16 protein-coding genes and 1 tRNA gene are annotated in these 14,966 nt (G+C 63.0%); 4 read left to right on the top strand and 13 right to left on the bottom strand.

Annotated elements, in window-relative coordinates:
• Positions 1 to 315: 315 nt before the first annotated feature.
• The 4 genes from NKJ94_RS16855 to NKJ94_RS16840 form a co-directional block, all read right to left on the bottom strand.
• Positions 316 to 804, bottom strand: a complete 489-nt coding sequence (locus NKJ94_RS16855; RefSeq protein ID WP_352526571.1) for an NUDIX hydrolase — start codon at positions 802 to 804, stop codon at positions 316 to 318.
• Between the two features lie 221 nt (positions 805 to 1,025).
• The gene (gpt, locus tag NKJ94_RS16850; protein WP_352526569.1) at positions 1,026 to 1,526 is read right to left on the bottom strand and encodes a xanthine phosphoribosyltransferase; all 501 of its coding nucleotides are present in this window, start codon (positions 1,524 to 1,526) and stop codon (positions 1,026 to 1,028) included.
• 229 nt (positions 1,527 to 1,755) lie between these two features.
• On the bottom strand, positions 1,756 to 2,589 hold the full coding sequence (locus NKJ94_RS16845) for a universal stress protein (RefSeq protein WP_352526568.1): 834 nt from the start codon (positions 2,587 to 2,589) through the stop codon (positions 1,756 to 1,758).
• 79 nt (positions 2,590 to 2,668) lie between these two features.
• Positions 2,669 to 3,418, bottom strand: a complete 750-nt coding sequence (locus NKJ94_RS16840) for a competence/damage-inducible protein A (RefSeq protein WP_352526566.1) — start codon at positions 3,416 to 3,418, stop codon at positions 2,669 to 2,671.
• A 141-nt stretch (positions 3,419 to 3,559) separates the two neighbouring features.
• On the opposite strand from NKJ94_RS16840, the gene NKJ94_RS16835 reads away from it, so the two are divergent.
• Positions 3,560 to 4,552 carry an alpha/beta fold hydrolase gene (locus tag NKJ94_RS16835; protein ID WP_352526564.1) on the top strand — a complete coding sequence of 331 codons (993 nt, stop codon included), beginning with the start codon at positions 3,560 to 3,562 and terminating at the stop codon, positions 4,550 to 4,552.
• A 155-nt stretch (positions 4,553 to 4,707) separates the two neighbouring features.
• Positions 4,708 to 4,986, top strand: a complete 279-nt coding sequence (locus NKJ94_RS16830) for a hypothetical protein (protein ID WP_352526562.1) — start codon at positions 4,708 to 4,710, stop codon at positions 4,984 to 4,986.
• A gap of 82 nt (positions 4,987 to 5,068) precedes the next feature.
• Here the strand turns inward: NKJ94_RS16830 and NKJ94_RS16825 are convergent, their stop codons facing one another.
• From NKJ94_RS16825 to NKJ94_RS16790, 8 genes are all read right to left on the bottom strand, one after another.
• The gene (locus tag NKJ94_RS16825; protein WP_352526560.1) at positions 5,069 to 5,962 is read right to left on the bottom strand and encodes a carbohydrate ABC transporter permease; all 894 of its coding nucleotides are present in this window, start codon (positions 5,960 to 5,962) and stop codon (positions 5,069 to 5,071) included.
• A 1-nt stretch (position 5,963) separates the two neighbouring features.
• Positions 5,964 to 6,815 (bottom strand): carbohydrate ABC transporter permease, encoded by an 852-nt coding sequence (locus tag NKJ94_RS16820; protein ID WP_502896011.1) that lies wholly within the window; start codon positions 6,813 to 6,815, stop codon positions 5,964 to 5,966.
• Between the two features lie 194 nt (positions 6,816 to 7,009).
• Positions 7,010 to 8,335 carry an ABC transporter substrate-binding protein gene (locus NKJ94_RS16815; RefSeq protein WP_352526556.1) on the bottom strand — a complete coding sequence of 442 codons (1,326 nt, stop codon included), beginning with the start codon at positions 8,333 to 8,335 and terminating at the stop codon, positions 7,010 to 7,012.
• 38 nt (positions 8,336 to 8,373) lie between these two features.
• Positions 8,374 to 9,459 carry an ABC transporter ATP-binding protein gene (locus NKJ94_RS16810; RefSeq protein WP_352526555.1) on the bottom strand — a complete coding sequence of 362 codons (1,086 nt, stop codon included), beginning with the start codon at positions 9,457 to 9,459 and terminating at the stop codon, positions 8,374 to 8,376.
• Positions 9,460 to 9,613: 154 nt separating this feature from the next.
• Positions 9,614 to 9,853, bottom strand: a complete 240-nt coding sequence (locus NKJ94_RS16805; RefSeq protein WP_023674770.1) for a DUF2188 domain-containing protein — start codon at positions 9,851 to 9,853, stop codon at positions 9,614 to 9,616.
• A 28-nt stretch (positions 9,854 to 9,881) separates the two neighbouring features.
• Positions 9,882 to 10,175 (bottom strand): DUF982 domain-containing protein, encoded by a 294-nt coding sequence (locus NKJ94_RS16800; RefSeq protein WP_352467305.1) that lies wholly within the window; start codon positions 10,173 to 10,175, stop codon positions 9,882 to 9,884.
• 59 nt (positions 10,176 to 10,234) lie between these two features.
• On the bottom strand, positions 10,235 to 10,552 hold the full coding sequence (locus NKJ94_RS16795; protein WP_352526554.1) for an SH3 domain-containing protein: 318 nt from the start codon (positions 10,550 to 10,552) through the stop codon (positions 10,235 to 10,237).
• Positions 10,553 to 10,677: 125 nt separating this feature from the next.
• Positions 10,678 to 11,784 carry an NADH:flavin oxidoreductase/NADH oxidase gene (locus tag NKJ94_RS16790; RefSeq protein WP_352526553.1) on the bottom strand — a complete coding sequence of 369 codons (1,107 nt, stop codon included), beginning with the start codon at positions 11,782 to 11,784 and terminating at the stop codon, positions 10,678 to 10,680.
• Positions 11,785 to 11,937: 153 nt separating this feature from the next.
• On the opposite strand from NKJ94_RS16790, the gene NKJ94_RS16785 reads away from it, so the two are divergent.
• Positions 11,938 to 12,516 carry an NUDIX domain-containing protein gene (locus NKJ94_RS16785; RefSeq protein WP_352526551.1) on the top strand — a complete coding sequence of 193 codons (579 nt, stop codon included), beginning with the start codon at positions 11,938 to 11,940 and terminating at the stop codon, positions 12,514 to 12,516.
• A gap of 65 nt (positions 12,517 to 12,581) precedes the next feature.
• Here NKJ94_RS16785 and NKJ94_RS16780 read toward each other — a convergent pair.
• Positions 12,582 to 12,667: transfer RNA gene (locus NKJ94_RS16780), tRNA-Leu, on the bottom strand.
• A 487-nt stretch (positions 12,668 to 13,154) separates the two neighbouring features.
• Between NKJ94_RS16780 and ade the strand changes: the two genes are divergently transcribed.
• Positions 13,155 to 14,966 carry an adenine deaminase gene (gene ade, locus NKJ94_RS16775; RefSeq protein WP_352526549.1) on the top strand — a complete coding sequence of 604 codons (1,812 nt, stop codon included), beginning with the start codon at positions 13,155 to 13,157 and terminating at the stop codon, positions 14,964 to 14,966.

Here is a 14,966-nt window from a genome sequence, read left to right as displayed (position 1 = left end):
CTTCGAAATTCCACGCCTCCGCCGGCCTCGTGAACAGGCAGGAATGCGGGTAAAACGCACATATTCCGGGAAAAAGACCGGGCTCGAAACTTTTCCGGTCGCGCTCTCAACAGGAGCGCATGGCCTATAAAAGGCGACTCGTTTTGCGGCGTCAAGGATTCGTTTGCGTAGCTTTTATGACCCCAACATCTTGTGTGTCACATATGTGGATAACGGGGATAGAAGCGGAGCGCAACGGAGGAGGTTCGGCTCTGCGTGGAGGCGCTTCGGCCGCCGCCTTCGCGGCACCTGACCGCGGCTATGCGCGACTCGGGCTCAGGAGAACCGGTGCGGATCCGTGCAGAAATGGGCGATGACCTGGGAGAGGTCAGGTTCGTTGACCATACGCACTGCCTCGGCGGCCCTGACCCATTTGCGGGTGCGTGCCCGCTTTTCCTTCCACCGATCGGCGACCTTGTCGACCTGCAGCGGGAACACCAGGACCTCGCATGGCACTTCCTCGCCGGTAGCCAGCACCTTGGCATAGAAATAGCGGCCGGCCTCGTGATGCGAGATCGTGCCGCTCAGGCCGGCCTCCTCGCCGGCTTCGCGTGCCGCTGCTTCGCAAAGCGGCTCCTTTGCTTCCGGCCAGCCCTTGGGAAGCACCCAGCGGCCGGTATCGCGGCTGGTGATCAACATGACCTCCACGCCGTCCTCGCTATCGCGCCAAGGCAGCGCTGCAACCTGCAGGCGACTCGGCACCGCGCCGAAGAGTCGCTGGACCCTTTCGGCCAGATGGTTGTGCGTCGTTGGCCTCGTCAACATCGGAGAAGCTTGCCCCAGCTTCCAGAATCATTTGCCGTCTCATGAATCTTACGGCTAATTATAAGCAATAAAAGTAAAAAATGTTTCATGGACCAGCGAGATTCTGCCGATTTGCGCCGGTCTCGCCCAAATGGGGCGGCCGCGCGAGCATCAAGCCGGCATTTCTCGGCTGCGGATGGTGCCTTGGGCGGGCTGGTTGCAATGAGCGGCGGTGCCGCGAATCAGCCGGCGTGGTCGTCGGCGATCGGCTTCTGGTAGGTGAAGCCCATGTCCCAGGGAAAATAGATCCAGGTGTCCTGGCTGACCTCGGTGATGAAGGTGTCGACCATCGGCCTGCCTTTCGGCTTGGCGTAGACGGTGGCGAAGTGCGCCTTGGGCATCATCGCGCGCACGATGCCTGCCGTCTTGCCGGTGTCGGTAAGGTCGTCGATGATCAGCACGCCGGCCCCGTCATCCACGAGCAGCGCCGGCGTGACCTCCTTCAGCACCTGCAACTGCCCCTGGCTGGTGTAGTCGTGGTAGGAGGCGACGCAGACCGTCTCGATGATGCGGATGCCGAGCTCGCGCGAAATGATGGCGGCCGGAACCAGGCCGCCGCGCGTGATGCAGACGATCGCCTTCCATTGCCCCTTGTTGGCGCCGGCAAGCCGCCAGGCGAGCGCGCGCGCGTCGCGGTGGAACTGGTCCCAGGAGACCGGGAAGGCTTTTTCGGGCAGGGACATCTCTCGCGCACTCCGCAAGCGCGCATTGCGCGCTAGAACATGGTGGAATGCGCGCGGAATTAACTGGAAAGGCTTGGCCTTGGCAAGGGCGCGGCAAAGCGATTGTCCTGCCAGCGATCCCTGTGGACCTAGAGCCTGTTCCATCCCGACATAATCGGGATGGGGCTCTATTCTTTTTTCTTGAGCATGATCTTTCCGAAAACCGGATTCCACTTTTCGGGATCATGCTCTAACGCGACAGGAAGGCCGCCACCGGCGCGGTGCGCAGCACCGTTCGCGTCACCCCGCCGAACAGCAGCTGGCGCAGCCAGGAATGGCTGTAGGCGCCGAGCACAAGCAAGTCCGCACCCGATTCGGCGACCCTGGTCTGGATGATGTCGTCGACTGAGGCGCCTCCGGACCTCAGCACCGAGACGCTGACGGTCGCGCCGTGCCTGGACAACGAGGCGGCGATCTCGGCGCCGGCCGTTTCCGGCGCCTCTTCGAGCGTGTCCGGCGGGTCGATGACGACAATGTCCGTCTTCTCGGCCTCGATGATGAAGGGCAGGGCATCGAAGGCCGCGCGCGCGGCTTCCTTGCTGCCGTTCCAGGCGAGCAGCACGTGCTTGAAGCTGGTGACCAGCGGACCCGAATGCGGCACCACCAGCACCGGCCGGCCGGCATCGTAGACCAGCGTGTCGACGTCGGCGCTCGGATCGCCGCTCGATTCGCGCTGCGCGGCGATGATCAGGTCCGCGGTGCGAACGGTCGAGATGCCGGTCAGCGCGCTGTCGCCGGAAAAACTCTCGAGGCTGCGCCATTCGAAGGAGAGGCCGGAATTCTCGACGCGCCTGAGAAAGGCCGCCTGCAATTTCTCGGCGCGCTCCCGGTTCATGTCGGCGGAAACCTGCAGGAACTCGGTGTCCGGAAAGCCGGTGGCCGAGGTGTAGGGCACGGGCAGCGCCTCGGCATGAATGCCGATCAGATGACTCTGGAACCGGCTGGCCAGTGGAATCGCGCAGTCGAGGACGCGCTCGGCGTCCGGTTCATTCTGCAATATGGCGACGATGGTCTTGAATCGCATGGCAGTCCCTCATTTCTTACGGCGATCCTACCCGTGACAAACGTCACTGCGCGATGCTTGGTTCCGACACACCGGCCGATCAGCCCACCCTGCTTGCCTTGGTCAAACCCGCCACCATAGCCTGGACGTCGATCCGTGCGGCATCCAGCGCCTGCTGGCTGCGGGCGCGTACCACGAGTTCGGTCCAGAATTTGCCGTCGCCATATTTAGGATAGGAGCCGATGATCGTGTCCGGATGCGCCTTCTGGATGTCACCCAGCGGTCCGCCGATCAGGCCTTCGCCGAACGGACATTCCACGGTGGCCGACAGCATTTTGGTGCCGGCCCGCAACGTCGGCACGACATTGTCGAGCATCGCCTGGAAAATCGCCGGCACGCCGGCCATGACATGGACGTTGCCGATGCGAAAGCCCGGCGCAACCGACACCGGATTGTCGATGTGATCGGCCCCACGCGGCATCCGCGCCATGCGCTTGCGCGCTTCGGTGTATTCGATGCCGCGGGCGGCGTAGCTTGCTTCTAGCAGGGCGTAGGCTTTGGCGTCGTATTCGCACGGCACACCAAAGGCCTTGGCGATGGAATCGGCAGTGATGTCGTCATGCGTCGGGCCGATGCCGCCGGTGGTGAAAACATAGGTGTAGCGGGCGCGCAGCGCATTCACCGCAGCGACGATTTCGTCTTCCTCGTCCGGAACGATGCGCACTTCCTTCAGGTCGATGCCGATCGCCGTCATGATGTCGGCGAGGTGGCCGATGTTCTTGTCCTTGGTGCGGCCGGACAGAATCTCGTCGCCGATGACGAGCATGGCGGCGGTGACGATTTCGGTCATGGCGGGCTCCGGCAAACGGGTCGCCTGAGATAGCGCGGCGGACCGCCGGCGGCAATGCCGCCAAACGACGGATCCACCTGTGCCACCTCTCTTGCGGTGGAACCTGCGGCGGGTGATGCTGCGCGCTGGTTCGGGCGCTGAGTGAAAAATGCCGGTATTAATTCTGCTATTGCTGCTCGGCGCGCTATTTCTGCTGGTGCTGGTCGTGGCAGCCTATCCGCTGCTGGCGACGCGGCGGATTGCGGCGAAAGCCGAAAGGCTGGTGCCGGCCAGCGGCAAATTCTTGAGATCGACGGCAACCGCATCCATTATGTCGAGACGGGCGAGGGGCGGCCGATCGTCTTCCTGCACGGCCTCGGCGCGCAGCTTCATCATTTCCGCCACACGCTGTTCGGACGTTTCGGCCTGAACTATCGGCTGATCGCGCTCGACCGCCCGGGCTCCGGCTATTCGGTGCGGGCCAGGGGCGCCAGCGGGCGGCTGCCCGAGCAGGCCGAAATCGTGCGGCGCCTCATCGAAATGCTGGGACTGGAAAAGCCGCTGATCGTCGGCCATTCACTGGGTGGCGCCATCGCGCTGACGCTGGCTGTCGAGCATCCCGAGGCGATTTCCGGCATCGCCTTGCTGGCGCCGCTGACCCATATGGAGCCGGACGCGCGCGAGAAGTTCGGCCCGCTATACATTAAGTCGCCGTTGCGGCGCCGAATCATGGCTCATACGGTGGCGATCCCGGCGGCTCTCAAATATGCAGAACGCACGCTGGCCTTCATCTTCGCGCCGGAGACGGCGCCGGCCGACTATATGGTCGAGGGCGGCGGCTGGTGCGGGCTGAGGCCCAGCCATTTCTACGCGACATCGACCGATGTCGTGGCCATCGAGCACGACCTTGGCCGCATCGAGCAACGCTATGGTGAGATCACCATGCCGGCCGGCATTCTGTTTGGTGCTTCCGATCTCGTGCTGGGCATCGATATCCATGGCTGGCCGGTGGTGGAAAAGATCAGGGGGCTCGATTTCGAGGCTGTCGAGGGGCTTGGCCACATGCCGCAATTCGTCGAGCCGGAACGGGTCGTCGCTTTCATCGAACGCATTGCCGACCGCGCATTTGCGCCGAAGTCCGACACCAGCAGCTGACACGCTCCCGGAACCTCACGCATTCCTCACGCAAAGGTGTCCAAGCCTGCCCACCTTAACAATTTTTAATGCAACCTCGGGCCGAGCCACAGGTTGTAGACCCGTCGCAGAAAGGCGACGACATCTGAAACCTCCCCCGAAACGGAGAAGACTTTATGATTACGAAAATTCTTGCTGCCTCGGTGTTCGCACTCGGCATCGCCAGTTCGGCGATGGCCCAATCGTCGGACACATACTCCTCCCAGACCCGTCATCGCCCGATCTACGAAAACGAGCAGCCGGTCGATCGGAACACCACCGGCAGCATCTATGGCGGGAACTCGGGTCCGGGCACTCAGGTCATTCCAAGCCCGCTCGGTCCTTGCGCATCGCACACGCCTGGCCCCGACGCCAACGCCAACACCAATGTCAACGATCAATACTGCGGCAAGTAATCGGCCGCGGTCTCGGCCGGCAGGGTGCCCGCCCCCGGGCATCCCGGCCGCCTGGAATACCTCAACCTAATCACGATGTCGGCTATTCCTTCACGGCTCCGGTCATCGAGGAAACATAGTGTTCGACAAAGAACGAATAGAGCACCACCACCGGCAGTGAACCGATTAGCGCTCCCGCCATCAGCGCCCCCCATTCATAGACATCCGAGCGCACCAGCTCGGTGAGCACGCCGACCGGCACAGTCTTGTTTTCGGACGACTGGATGAAGGTCAAGGCGTAGATGAACTCGTTCCATGACAGGGTGAATGCAAAAATGCCGGCGGAAATCAGGCCCGGCACCGACAGCGGCAGCACGATCTTGGTGAGGATCTGCCAGCGGCTTGCCCCGTCGATCAGCGCGCATTCTTCCAGCTCGAACGGGATCGAGCGGAAGTACCCCATCAACAGCCATGTGCAGAACGGGATCAGGAAGGTCGGATAGGTGAGGATGAGCGCGAAGGGCGTGTCGTAAAGCCCAAGGTTGAACACCATCACCGACAGCGGAATGAACAGGATCGAGGGCGGCACGAGATAGGCAAGGAAGACCGCGAGGCCGACCTGCCGCGCCCCGGAAAACCTCAAGCGCTCGATCGCATAGGCAGCGAACACCGCAGCCAGCAGCGACAGGAAAGTGGCGGCGGTCGAGATGATGATCGTGTTGAGCAGCCAGCCCGGATAGGACGTCTCGAAGAGAAGATAACGGATATGCTCGAGCGTCGGATGCACCACCCAGAACGGATTGAAATTGGCGTAGTCGGTCATCTCGAGATTGGGCTTAACCGCCGTGATCGTCATCCAGTAAAATGGAAACAACAGCACGATGACGAATACCAGCAGCGGCAGATAGACCGTCACCACGCGGCGCGGCACGCTCTGCAGGTAGTCCATGCCGCCTTCGTCGAGTTCCGGGCGTTTGCTCGTTTCGATCGCGGTCATATCAATCTCCGCCGCCCTGCTGCCATTTGCGGCGTTGCAGGCCGAAATAGCTGAACAGGATTGCTGCCAACAGGAACGGGATCATGGCCACTGCGATCGCGGCGCCTTCGCCAAGCTGGCCTCCGGAAATGCCGCGCTGGAACGACAGCGTCGCCATCAGATGGGTGGCATTCACCGGCCCGCCGCGTGTCAGCACATAGATCAGCTGGAAATCGGTGAAGGTGAACAGCACCGAAAACGTCATGGTTATGGCGATGATCGGCGTCAGCAGCGGCAGCGTCACATAGCGGAACAATTGCCAGCGGCTGGCGCCGTCGAGCGTGGCGGCCTCGTAGAGCGACTGCGGAATCGTCTGCAGGCCGGCAAGCAGCGTGATGGCGACGAAAGGAATGCCGCGCCAGACATTGGCGGCGATGACCGAAGCCCGCGCATTCTCCGGATCGCCGAGGAAATTGATGCGATGGTCGATCAGGCCCATTTCCATAAGCGCCCAGGACAGGATGGAGAACTGCGAATCGTAGATCCACCAGAAGGCGATGGCCGACAGCACCGTCGGCACCACCCATGGCAGCAGGACGATCGCGCGGAAGAACGACTTGAAGGGCAGGTTCTGGTTGAGGATAAGCGCCAGCCAGAGGCCGAGCGCGAATTTCAGGATCGAGGCGCTGATCGTGTAGAGCAAGGTGTTGAAGACGGAGAGCCAGAAGACGGCGTCATCCCATAGATATTCATAGTTCTCGAAGCCGATGAAGATGCCGGGGCGGCCGATGCGGGCATCGGTGAAGCCGAGCCAGACGCCGAGCCCGAGCGGATAAGTCAGGAAAACCAGCAGCAACGCCGCCGCCGGCAGCATGAAGCCGAAGCCAAGCGCGTTATGACTTTCAGACACAAACGTCAGAATGCGCGACAGCGTCGACCGACGTGGCTGAGCGGCAGCGGAGGTCACGGCCATGGGTCGGCTCCTCTAAGGTCTCATTGATCGGCCGGGCGGCCGTGCACGATTGCCGAACCGGGCAGCGCGGTCGCGGCTGCCCGGTTGAGCTCGGCTCAAACGCGATAGTAGCGGTTTGCGCGCTTTTCGGCCTCATCCATCGCCTCTTGCGGCGTTGCCTGGCCGGTCACCGCCTTGGCGAACATGTCGACCAGCACATAATCGGCCATGGTCGCCGCCGAGGCGTAGCCGAGCGGCCCGGCATAGCCGTTGGGCCGCAGCGTCGCCGAGGCCTTGGCGTAGGCGGCATTGTTCGGATCGGCCGTCCACACCGGGTTGTTGTCGAAGGCCTTGAGCGTCTGGCAGCAATAGCCCGCCGAGGACGTGATCCACTGCGACATTTGCGGATCCTCGAACATGAACTGCAGGTAGGCCTTGGCCGCGTTGGGGTAGGGCGTGTAGTCGAAGATGACGGCCGTGGTCACCTGGAACAGCTCGACGGATTTTCCGACCGGACCGATAGGCAGGTTGGTGGTGCGGATGTCCTTGGCTATCTCAGTGAGCTTCGGATCCTTGTCCTTGTTGATCTTGGCGGTGTTGTAGGCGGAAATGCCGTTGGCGATGACGCTCAATTGCCCGGCCAGGAAGGCGCGGTTGTTGTTGACGTCGAGCCAGCTTTCGGTGCCCGGAATGAAAGTCTTGTAGAGTTGCTGCGCGTATTCGATCGCCTTGAGCGTCTCGGGGCTGTTGATCGTCACCTTGCCGCTCTCGTCGACCATCTGGCCGCCATGGCTCCACAGCAGCCAGTGGGCGTAGTTGTTGCCGTCGCCGACGCCGTGGCCATGCGTGAAGCCCGCCGGGTGCCCCTTCGCCTGCAACGCCTTGCAAAGCTCGAGCAAGCCTGCCGTGTCCTTCGGAAATTCGGAGAAGCCGGCCTCTTTCACCCAGCTTTCACGATAGACTATGGCATTGCCGATGGTGGCCAGCGGCAGGCCGATGAATTTGCCCTCGCGTGTCGCATATTGGTGCGGTCCGTCGTGCCAGCCGCCGTATTTCGAGCCGAGATATTCGCCCAGCTCCGTCACGTCGTGCAGCTTGTCGGGATATTGATGCGGGTCGTCGAACCAGACCAACATCAGGTCCGGGCCGGAGCCGACATTGGCGGCGACCGCCGCCTTGGGGCGAATGTCCTCCCAGCTTTCCTTGTCGACGCGAACCTCGACGCCGGTCGCTTCGGTGAAGCGCTTGGTGTTGGCCAGCCATTGATCCTCGTCGCCCTGCACGAAAGGTGACCAGCGCAGCAGCCTGAGTTTGGCGCCGTCCTCGGGCTTGTATTTCAATCCATCCTGGGCAAAGGCCGGAGAGCCGATGAGCCGGCTTCCCAAGGCTCCCGCCGCAGCGCCGGCGGTGGTGCGGATCACGTCGCGTCTGGTGAATTTCATGCTCGCTTCCTCCTGCTTATTGTCCCTGCCGTGCAGTCCTACTGCTCGATGAGTGTTTCGAATCGCTGTCCGGTTTCGCCGTGAAAGAGATGGATGAGGCCAGGCTCGGCCGTAAGCCGGATGGTTTCGCCCGGCGTGAAGGAATGGCGTTCCCGGAAATTTGCGACGATCTCTTCGCCGCCGGCGGTGCGGCCGATGAGCTGCACTTCGGACCCTGTCGGCTCGACCACCGCGACGGTGACCGGAATGCCCTGATGGTCGGACAGCCGTAAATGCTCGGGCCGTATTCCCAGCACTACCGGCTCACCATTGCCGATGGAAAGTGCTGAGGCCAACGGGACTGAAATCCCTCCGGCGCCGCGAAAAAACGGCGAACCGTCGGTTGCGATCTCGCCCCTGAGCATATTCATGGCCGGCGAGCCGATGAAACTGGCGACAAAGAGGTTGTTCGGCCGGTCGTAGAGTTCGAGCGGCGGCCCGATCTGCTCGACGATGCCGTCATGCATGACGACGATCTTGTCGGCCATGGTCATCGCCTCGATCTGGTCGTGGGTGACGTACACCGTCGTCGTCTTCAGGCGCTGGTGCAGCTCCTTGATCTCGGCGCGCATCTGCACCCTGAGCTTGGCGTCGAGGTTGGACAACGGCTCGTCGAACAGGAAGACCTGCGGGTCGCGCACGATCGCCCGGCCCATGGCGACGCGCTGGCGCTGGCCGCCGGAAAGCTGGCGCGGATAGCGCGACAGCAGCGGCACCAGCCCGAGAATTTCGGCTGCGCGCTGCACGCCGGCATCGCTCTCTGTCTTGGAAACACCCTTGAGCATCAGCGAGAACGCCATGGTCTCGGCGACCGTCATATGCGGGTAGAGTGCATAGTTCTGGAAGACCATGGCGACGTCGCGTTCTTTTGGCGCAACGTTGTTGACGACACGTTTCCCAATCGCGATCTGGCCACGCGAGATCTTTTCCAGGCCGGCGATCATCCTGAGCAGGGTCGACTTTCCGCAACCCGAAGGCCCGACCAGCGTGACGAACTCGCCGTCGTCTATATCGACGCTGACCCCGTGCAGGACCTCGACGGTCCCAAATGATTTGTAGACATCGCCGATCGCGACAGACGCCATCGATTTCCTCCCGACTGATTCCTGCGACGACTTCGAAGGAAACCGCTTCCTGTCTGGACCGCGACCAAGCTCCTCCCTGGTCACGCGCGACGTAAAACGGTAGCGCTACCAAACCGGCCTGTAAAGCGACCCAAGTCTAATTGAAGACCTCGTCCTAATCCGAAACCTCGGTTTGCGGCCTGTCACGGCCATCGGCGAGCTCGTCGTGCCATTTGCCGTCGGCGTCCTCGTACTGGATGCCGTCGGTATTGCCGGCGACCTGCTGTTCGGCCGAAGCGATCTCGGCGGCGCGCAACGCGTCCTGATGGGTGGGGAACGTTTCGGAGAATGTCGAGCCGACCTTGTAGGCCCAGCCTCCGTCATGCTCGACGATCTTGTAGGTCAGTTTCGCCATGAAACCCTCCGGTTGAAAGCCCGTTGCCTCAATGCAGCCTATCGTCGGCCAGTCTGTCGTCTGGCAGCCTGTCGTCTGCGACCAGCACGTCCGATTCCCTGGCGGCTTCGATCAATGCCCGGCGCGCATCCGCCGTCGAACGATAACCTTCCAGCACTTTTAGGCAAGTGTCGAGGGCATCACGATGACGCGGCCCGCGATTGAGTGGCCAGACCGTCATCAGGCACTCCGCCGCCTCCTGGGCGCTGCGGATATGGCGATATTTGCCGACATGGCCGAGCTCGACCACGACAGGCTTTTCAAATGGCTTGCTGTCCATCATCGCCGCCAACGCGGAACGGCCGATTTGGTTGCAGCTATTTTAGCTCAGGCGAAAATAGCTCAATAGTCGCAATCGTTGCGCAGCCAGCGTGCGTTCGCCCAGCCGGTGCGGCCGCCGAAATCGACCTGGTACCAGTTTCCGCGGCGGTCGAAGATCTCGGTTTGGTCGCCGTTGAACAATTGCCCGATCATGCGCGACGACGAGTTCGGTCGCGCCCGAACGGCGAGAAAGCCGCTTCCCGTTGCCAGACTGTAGTGCCTGGAAAGACCGTGCACCGTACCTTCGCAATATTGCGCCCCGGCCGGCGTCGATGCGGCGAACGACAGCCCGGCCAAAACCGCGGCTACGACCGCAATGGAAGTCCCCCTGAACGACATGTCTCTGCTCCCCCGACCCGCCGCGCTCAGCCGCAGCCCTGGCCACTCTACACCGGCAGAGGATTAAAGCGAAGCTATGGTGCCCTATCCAGTGAGACGAACCCGCCGCCGTCGGTTCGCCGCCTTCATCCAGTGCTGCCCCGCATCCAATGCTGCATCGTCGTCACCGAGCGGGCAAGCTGCGGCGCCGGATGGATCTTCTCGCCGAAGGCGGCCGCGGCGCGCCAGCCCCAGCGCGGATCGGCAAGGAAGGCGCGCGCCAGCGCCACCATGTCGGCGCGCCCATCGGCGACGATCGCCTCGGCCTGTTTCGGATCGTCGATCAGGCCGACCGCCCGCGTCGCGATGCCGGTGGCCTTGCGCATCGCTTCGGCCAGATGCACCTGGTAGCCTGGGCCGGTCGGCAGCTTCTGCAACGGCGAGTTGCCGCCGCTCGAGCAGCAGAGATAGGCGACGCCGACCTCCTTCAGCGCTTTTGCCACTTCGATCGCATCCTCGACCTCGAAGCCGCCATCGACCCATTCCTTGATCGACAGACGCGCCCCCAGCATCAGCCTGGGCACCGCCTGCTTCACCGCCTTGGCGATCTCGACGGCGAAACGCATGCGGTTTTCCAGCGAGCCGCCCCACCGGTCGGTGCGCCGGTTGGAAAGCGGCGACAGGAACTGGAAGATCAGATAGCCATGCGCGGCATGCAGCTCGATGAAGTCGAAGCCGGCACGCTCGGCCCGCCGCGCCGCTTCGGCGAAGCGTTCGATGATTTGCAGGATCTCGTCATCCTCCAGCGCCCGCGGCACTTGCCAGCCGGTGTCGTAGGCGATCGCCGAGGCCGACACGATCGGCCACGGATCCTGATCGGCGTGCAGCGGGCCGCCGCCCTCCCAAGGTTTGCGGTTGGAGGCCTTGCGGCCGGCATGGGCAAGCTGCGTACCGAATTTCGTGCCCGGCGCGGCGACGCGCTTGGCTGCATCCAGCGTGCGTCGCGCCGCCGCCTCGTTGTCCTCGGAATAGAGGCCGAGACAGCCATGCGAAATGCGGCCGCGCCGTTCGACGTCGGTCATCTCGACAGTGACCATGCCGGCGCCGGACATCGCCAGGTTCATCCAGTGATAGAGGTGCCAGTCGCTGGCCGAGCCGTCCTCGGCCGAATACTGGCACATCGGCGCGACGGCGATGCGGTTGGGGAAGGTGAGGCCGTCGAGGGTGATCGGCTGGAAAAGAGATGAGGTCATAAAAAACTCCGGAAAGGGTTGCCGCTATTTAGGCAGCCACTTGCAGATGCGCCAGACACGAGAGGGTGAACCGGCGCACTAGACCAATGGCTGGCCGGATTGCGTGAACCACCGTTCGCGGCTACGCCTTGCCGCGGCATCAGGGAGTCCACCATGGAAGATCGCATTCGCATCCGTTCGGAGGAAGTGCTTTCCGACGAATGGGCGGTTTTGAAAAAGACCGTCTTCGACTATCGCCGGCGCGACGGAAAATGGGAAACGCATACCCGTCAGACCTACGATCGCGGCGACGGCGCGGTGATCCTGCCTTTCGATCCCCAGCGCTCGACGGTGCTTCTGGTGCGGCAGTTCCGCTATCCGGCCTATGTCACCGGCCACGGCGAGCCACTGATCGAGGCCTGCGCCGGCCTGCTCGACGAAGACGATCCCGAAACCTGCATCCGCAAGGAGGCCGAGGAAGAACTCGGCTACCGGTTGAAGGACGTGCAGCGGCTGTTTTCGCCCTATATGAGCCCCGGCAGCGTGACCGAGCGGCTCTGGTTCTTCGTCGCCCGCTATTCGCCCGCCGACCGCGTTTCCGACGGCGGCGGCGCGCATGACGAAGGCGAGGACATCGAGGTTCTCGAAATGCCGCTCGACGAGGCGCTGGCCGGCATCCACAACGGCAGCATCATCGACGCCAAGACCATCATCCTGATCCAGCACCTGAAGCTGAACCCGATCGGGGGGTGAGGGTGGTGGAGTTGGGTTGAGCGTCCTGGGCTCCGAGAGGCGAAGGATATCAAACGAGACCAATCTGGTGCGGACGACGGGAATCGAACCCGTACGATCAGAGATCGAGGGATTTTAAGTCCCTTGCGTCTACCAATTCCGCCACGTCCGCAGGCCAGTCCTTTTCAGATGCCGGGCAGGGGCCGTCAAGCCGTCTTCTGCCGCCGCCGGTTCGCGGTCGAGAAAATCGGCCGGCGGATTGTTGTGCTCTGAACCGTCGCAGCGGCACTGGGCGCCGATGACGAAAATCGGCCGAAACAAAAAACCCGCCTCGGCGGCGGGTCGTCGGCGCGAATCAGCACCATACTGAAATTAGTAGCATAGCTGCCGGCACAAAGCAAGAACAAAATACCGAACGCAATCGTGTCAGGTTGGCGCTGCCCCTCCCTACCCTCTCCCCGTGAAGGACGGGGAGAGGGGGACGCCGACGTTTGCGGCCGTTCTTTCTCCCCGTCACTATACGGGGAGAAGGTCCCGGCAGGAGGTTGAGGGGCAGCGCCAACGTCGATGATTGATCGCCTCCACCGCGCCGGTCTTGCGCTTCCTCACTGGTCAAAATCCTCGCGGCTTGGCACAGTCGGGCAAATTGGAGCCTGTTCATGCCGAAGACCGCCAATGCGACGAAACCAAAACCCTGGGCCGAGATGGCGACGCATCTGGTCGACGTCGCCATGGGCCGCAAACCCGCCGATCTCGTCATCCGCAACGGGCGTTGGGTCAACGTTCATTCGGGCGAGATCATCGCCGGCACCGACATCGCCATTGCCGGCGGCCGCTTCGCCTATTGCGGGCCGAATGCCGGCCATGCCATCGGCCAGGGCACCAAGGTGGTTGATGCCGGCGGCCGTTACCTGGTGCCGGGCCTTTGCGACGCGCATATGCATGTCGAGAGCGGCATGGTGACGGTGACGGAATTCTGCCGCGCGGTGATCCCGCATGGCACCACCTCGATGTTCATCGATCCGCATGAGATCGCCAATGTGCTCGGCCTGCCGGGTGTCCGGCTGATGCATGACGAGGCCGTCGCCATGCCGGTCAACGTGCATGTGCAGATGCCGTCCTGCGTGCCGTCAGCACCGGGGCTGGAGCATGCCGGCGCCGAACTGACGGTCGCCGACGTCGCCGAGGCAATGACCTGGGAAAACATCATCGGGCTCGGCGAGGTGATGAATTTTCCGGGCGTCGCCGCCAATGATCCGGTGATGTCGGGCGAGATCGCCGCGACGGTGAGGGCCGGCAAGACCGTCGGCGGGCATTATGCCTCGCGCGATCTCGGCCTGCCGTTCCACGGCTATGTCGCAGGCGGCCCCGAGGACGATCACGAAGGCACGCGCGCCGAGGATGCCATCGCCCGCGTCCGCCAGGGCATGAAGGCAATGCTGCGGCTGGGCTCGGCCTGGTATGACGTCGCCTCGCAGATCAAGGCGGTGACGGAGAGCGGGCTCGACCCGCGCAACTTCATCCTGTGCACCGACGATAGCCATTCCGGCACGCTGGTGCACGAAGGCCATATGGACCGGGTCGTCCGCCATGCCATCAGCCAGGGCTTGAAGCCGGTGACGGCGATCCAGATGGCGACGCTCAACACCGCCCAGCATTTCCGGCTGGAGCGCGAGATCGGCTCGATCGCGCCGGGACGGCTCGCCGATCTGCTGATCGTCTCCGACCTGGCCGAAATGACCATCGACGAAGTCTATGCCCGCGGCGTCAGGCTGGCCAAGGGCGGCAAGCTCGAAATCGACATTCCGGCCTATGACTATCCGCGGACGGCGAAGAACACCGTCAAGCTCGGCAAGAAGCTCAAACCTGCGGATTTCGATATCGCGGCACCCAAGGGCGCCAACGAGGTGCGGGTACGCGTCATCGGCGTCATCGAGAACCAGGCCCCGACGCGGGCGCTGGAGGCCGATCTTGCGGTCGAGGACGGGCTGGTCGCCATGGACCGCCGCAACGATGTCTGCCAGATCGCGCTGGTCGAGCGCCACAAGGGCACGGGCGGCGTCACCAACGCCTTCGTCTCCGGCTTCGGCTATATCGGCGACTGCGCCATGGCGTCGAGCGTGGCCCACGATGCCCACCACATCATCGTCGTCGGCACCAACAAGCAGGACATGGCTCTGGCTGTGAACCGGCTGGGCGAGGTCGGCGGCGGCGTCGTCCTGTTCTCCAAGGGCAAGGAACTGGCGCTGGTCGAAATGCCGATCGCCGGGCTGATGTCAAACGAGCGGGCGGAAATCGTCGCCGCCAAGGCGGACCAACTCAGCGACGCCATGCGCCAGATGGGCTGCTCGCTGAACAACGCCTATATGCAGCACTCGCTGCTGGCGCTGGTCGTCATCCCCGAGCTCAGGATTTCCGACGTCGGCCTGATCGACGTGACGACGTTCCGGAAGGTTGATTTGTTCGTCTGA

This window comes from Mesorhizobium sp. M0060 (assembly GCF_040323155.1).
Taxonomy (GTDB): domain Bacteria; phylum Pseudomonadota; class Alphaproteobacteria; order Rhizobiales; family Rhizobiaceae; genus Mesorhizobium.
The sequence above is the reverse complement of the archived record's forward strand: the minus strand, read 5'-3'. Positions and strand labels throughout refer to the sequence as shown.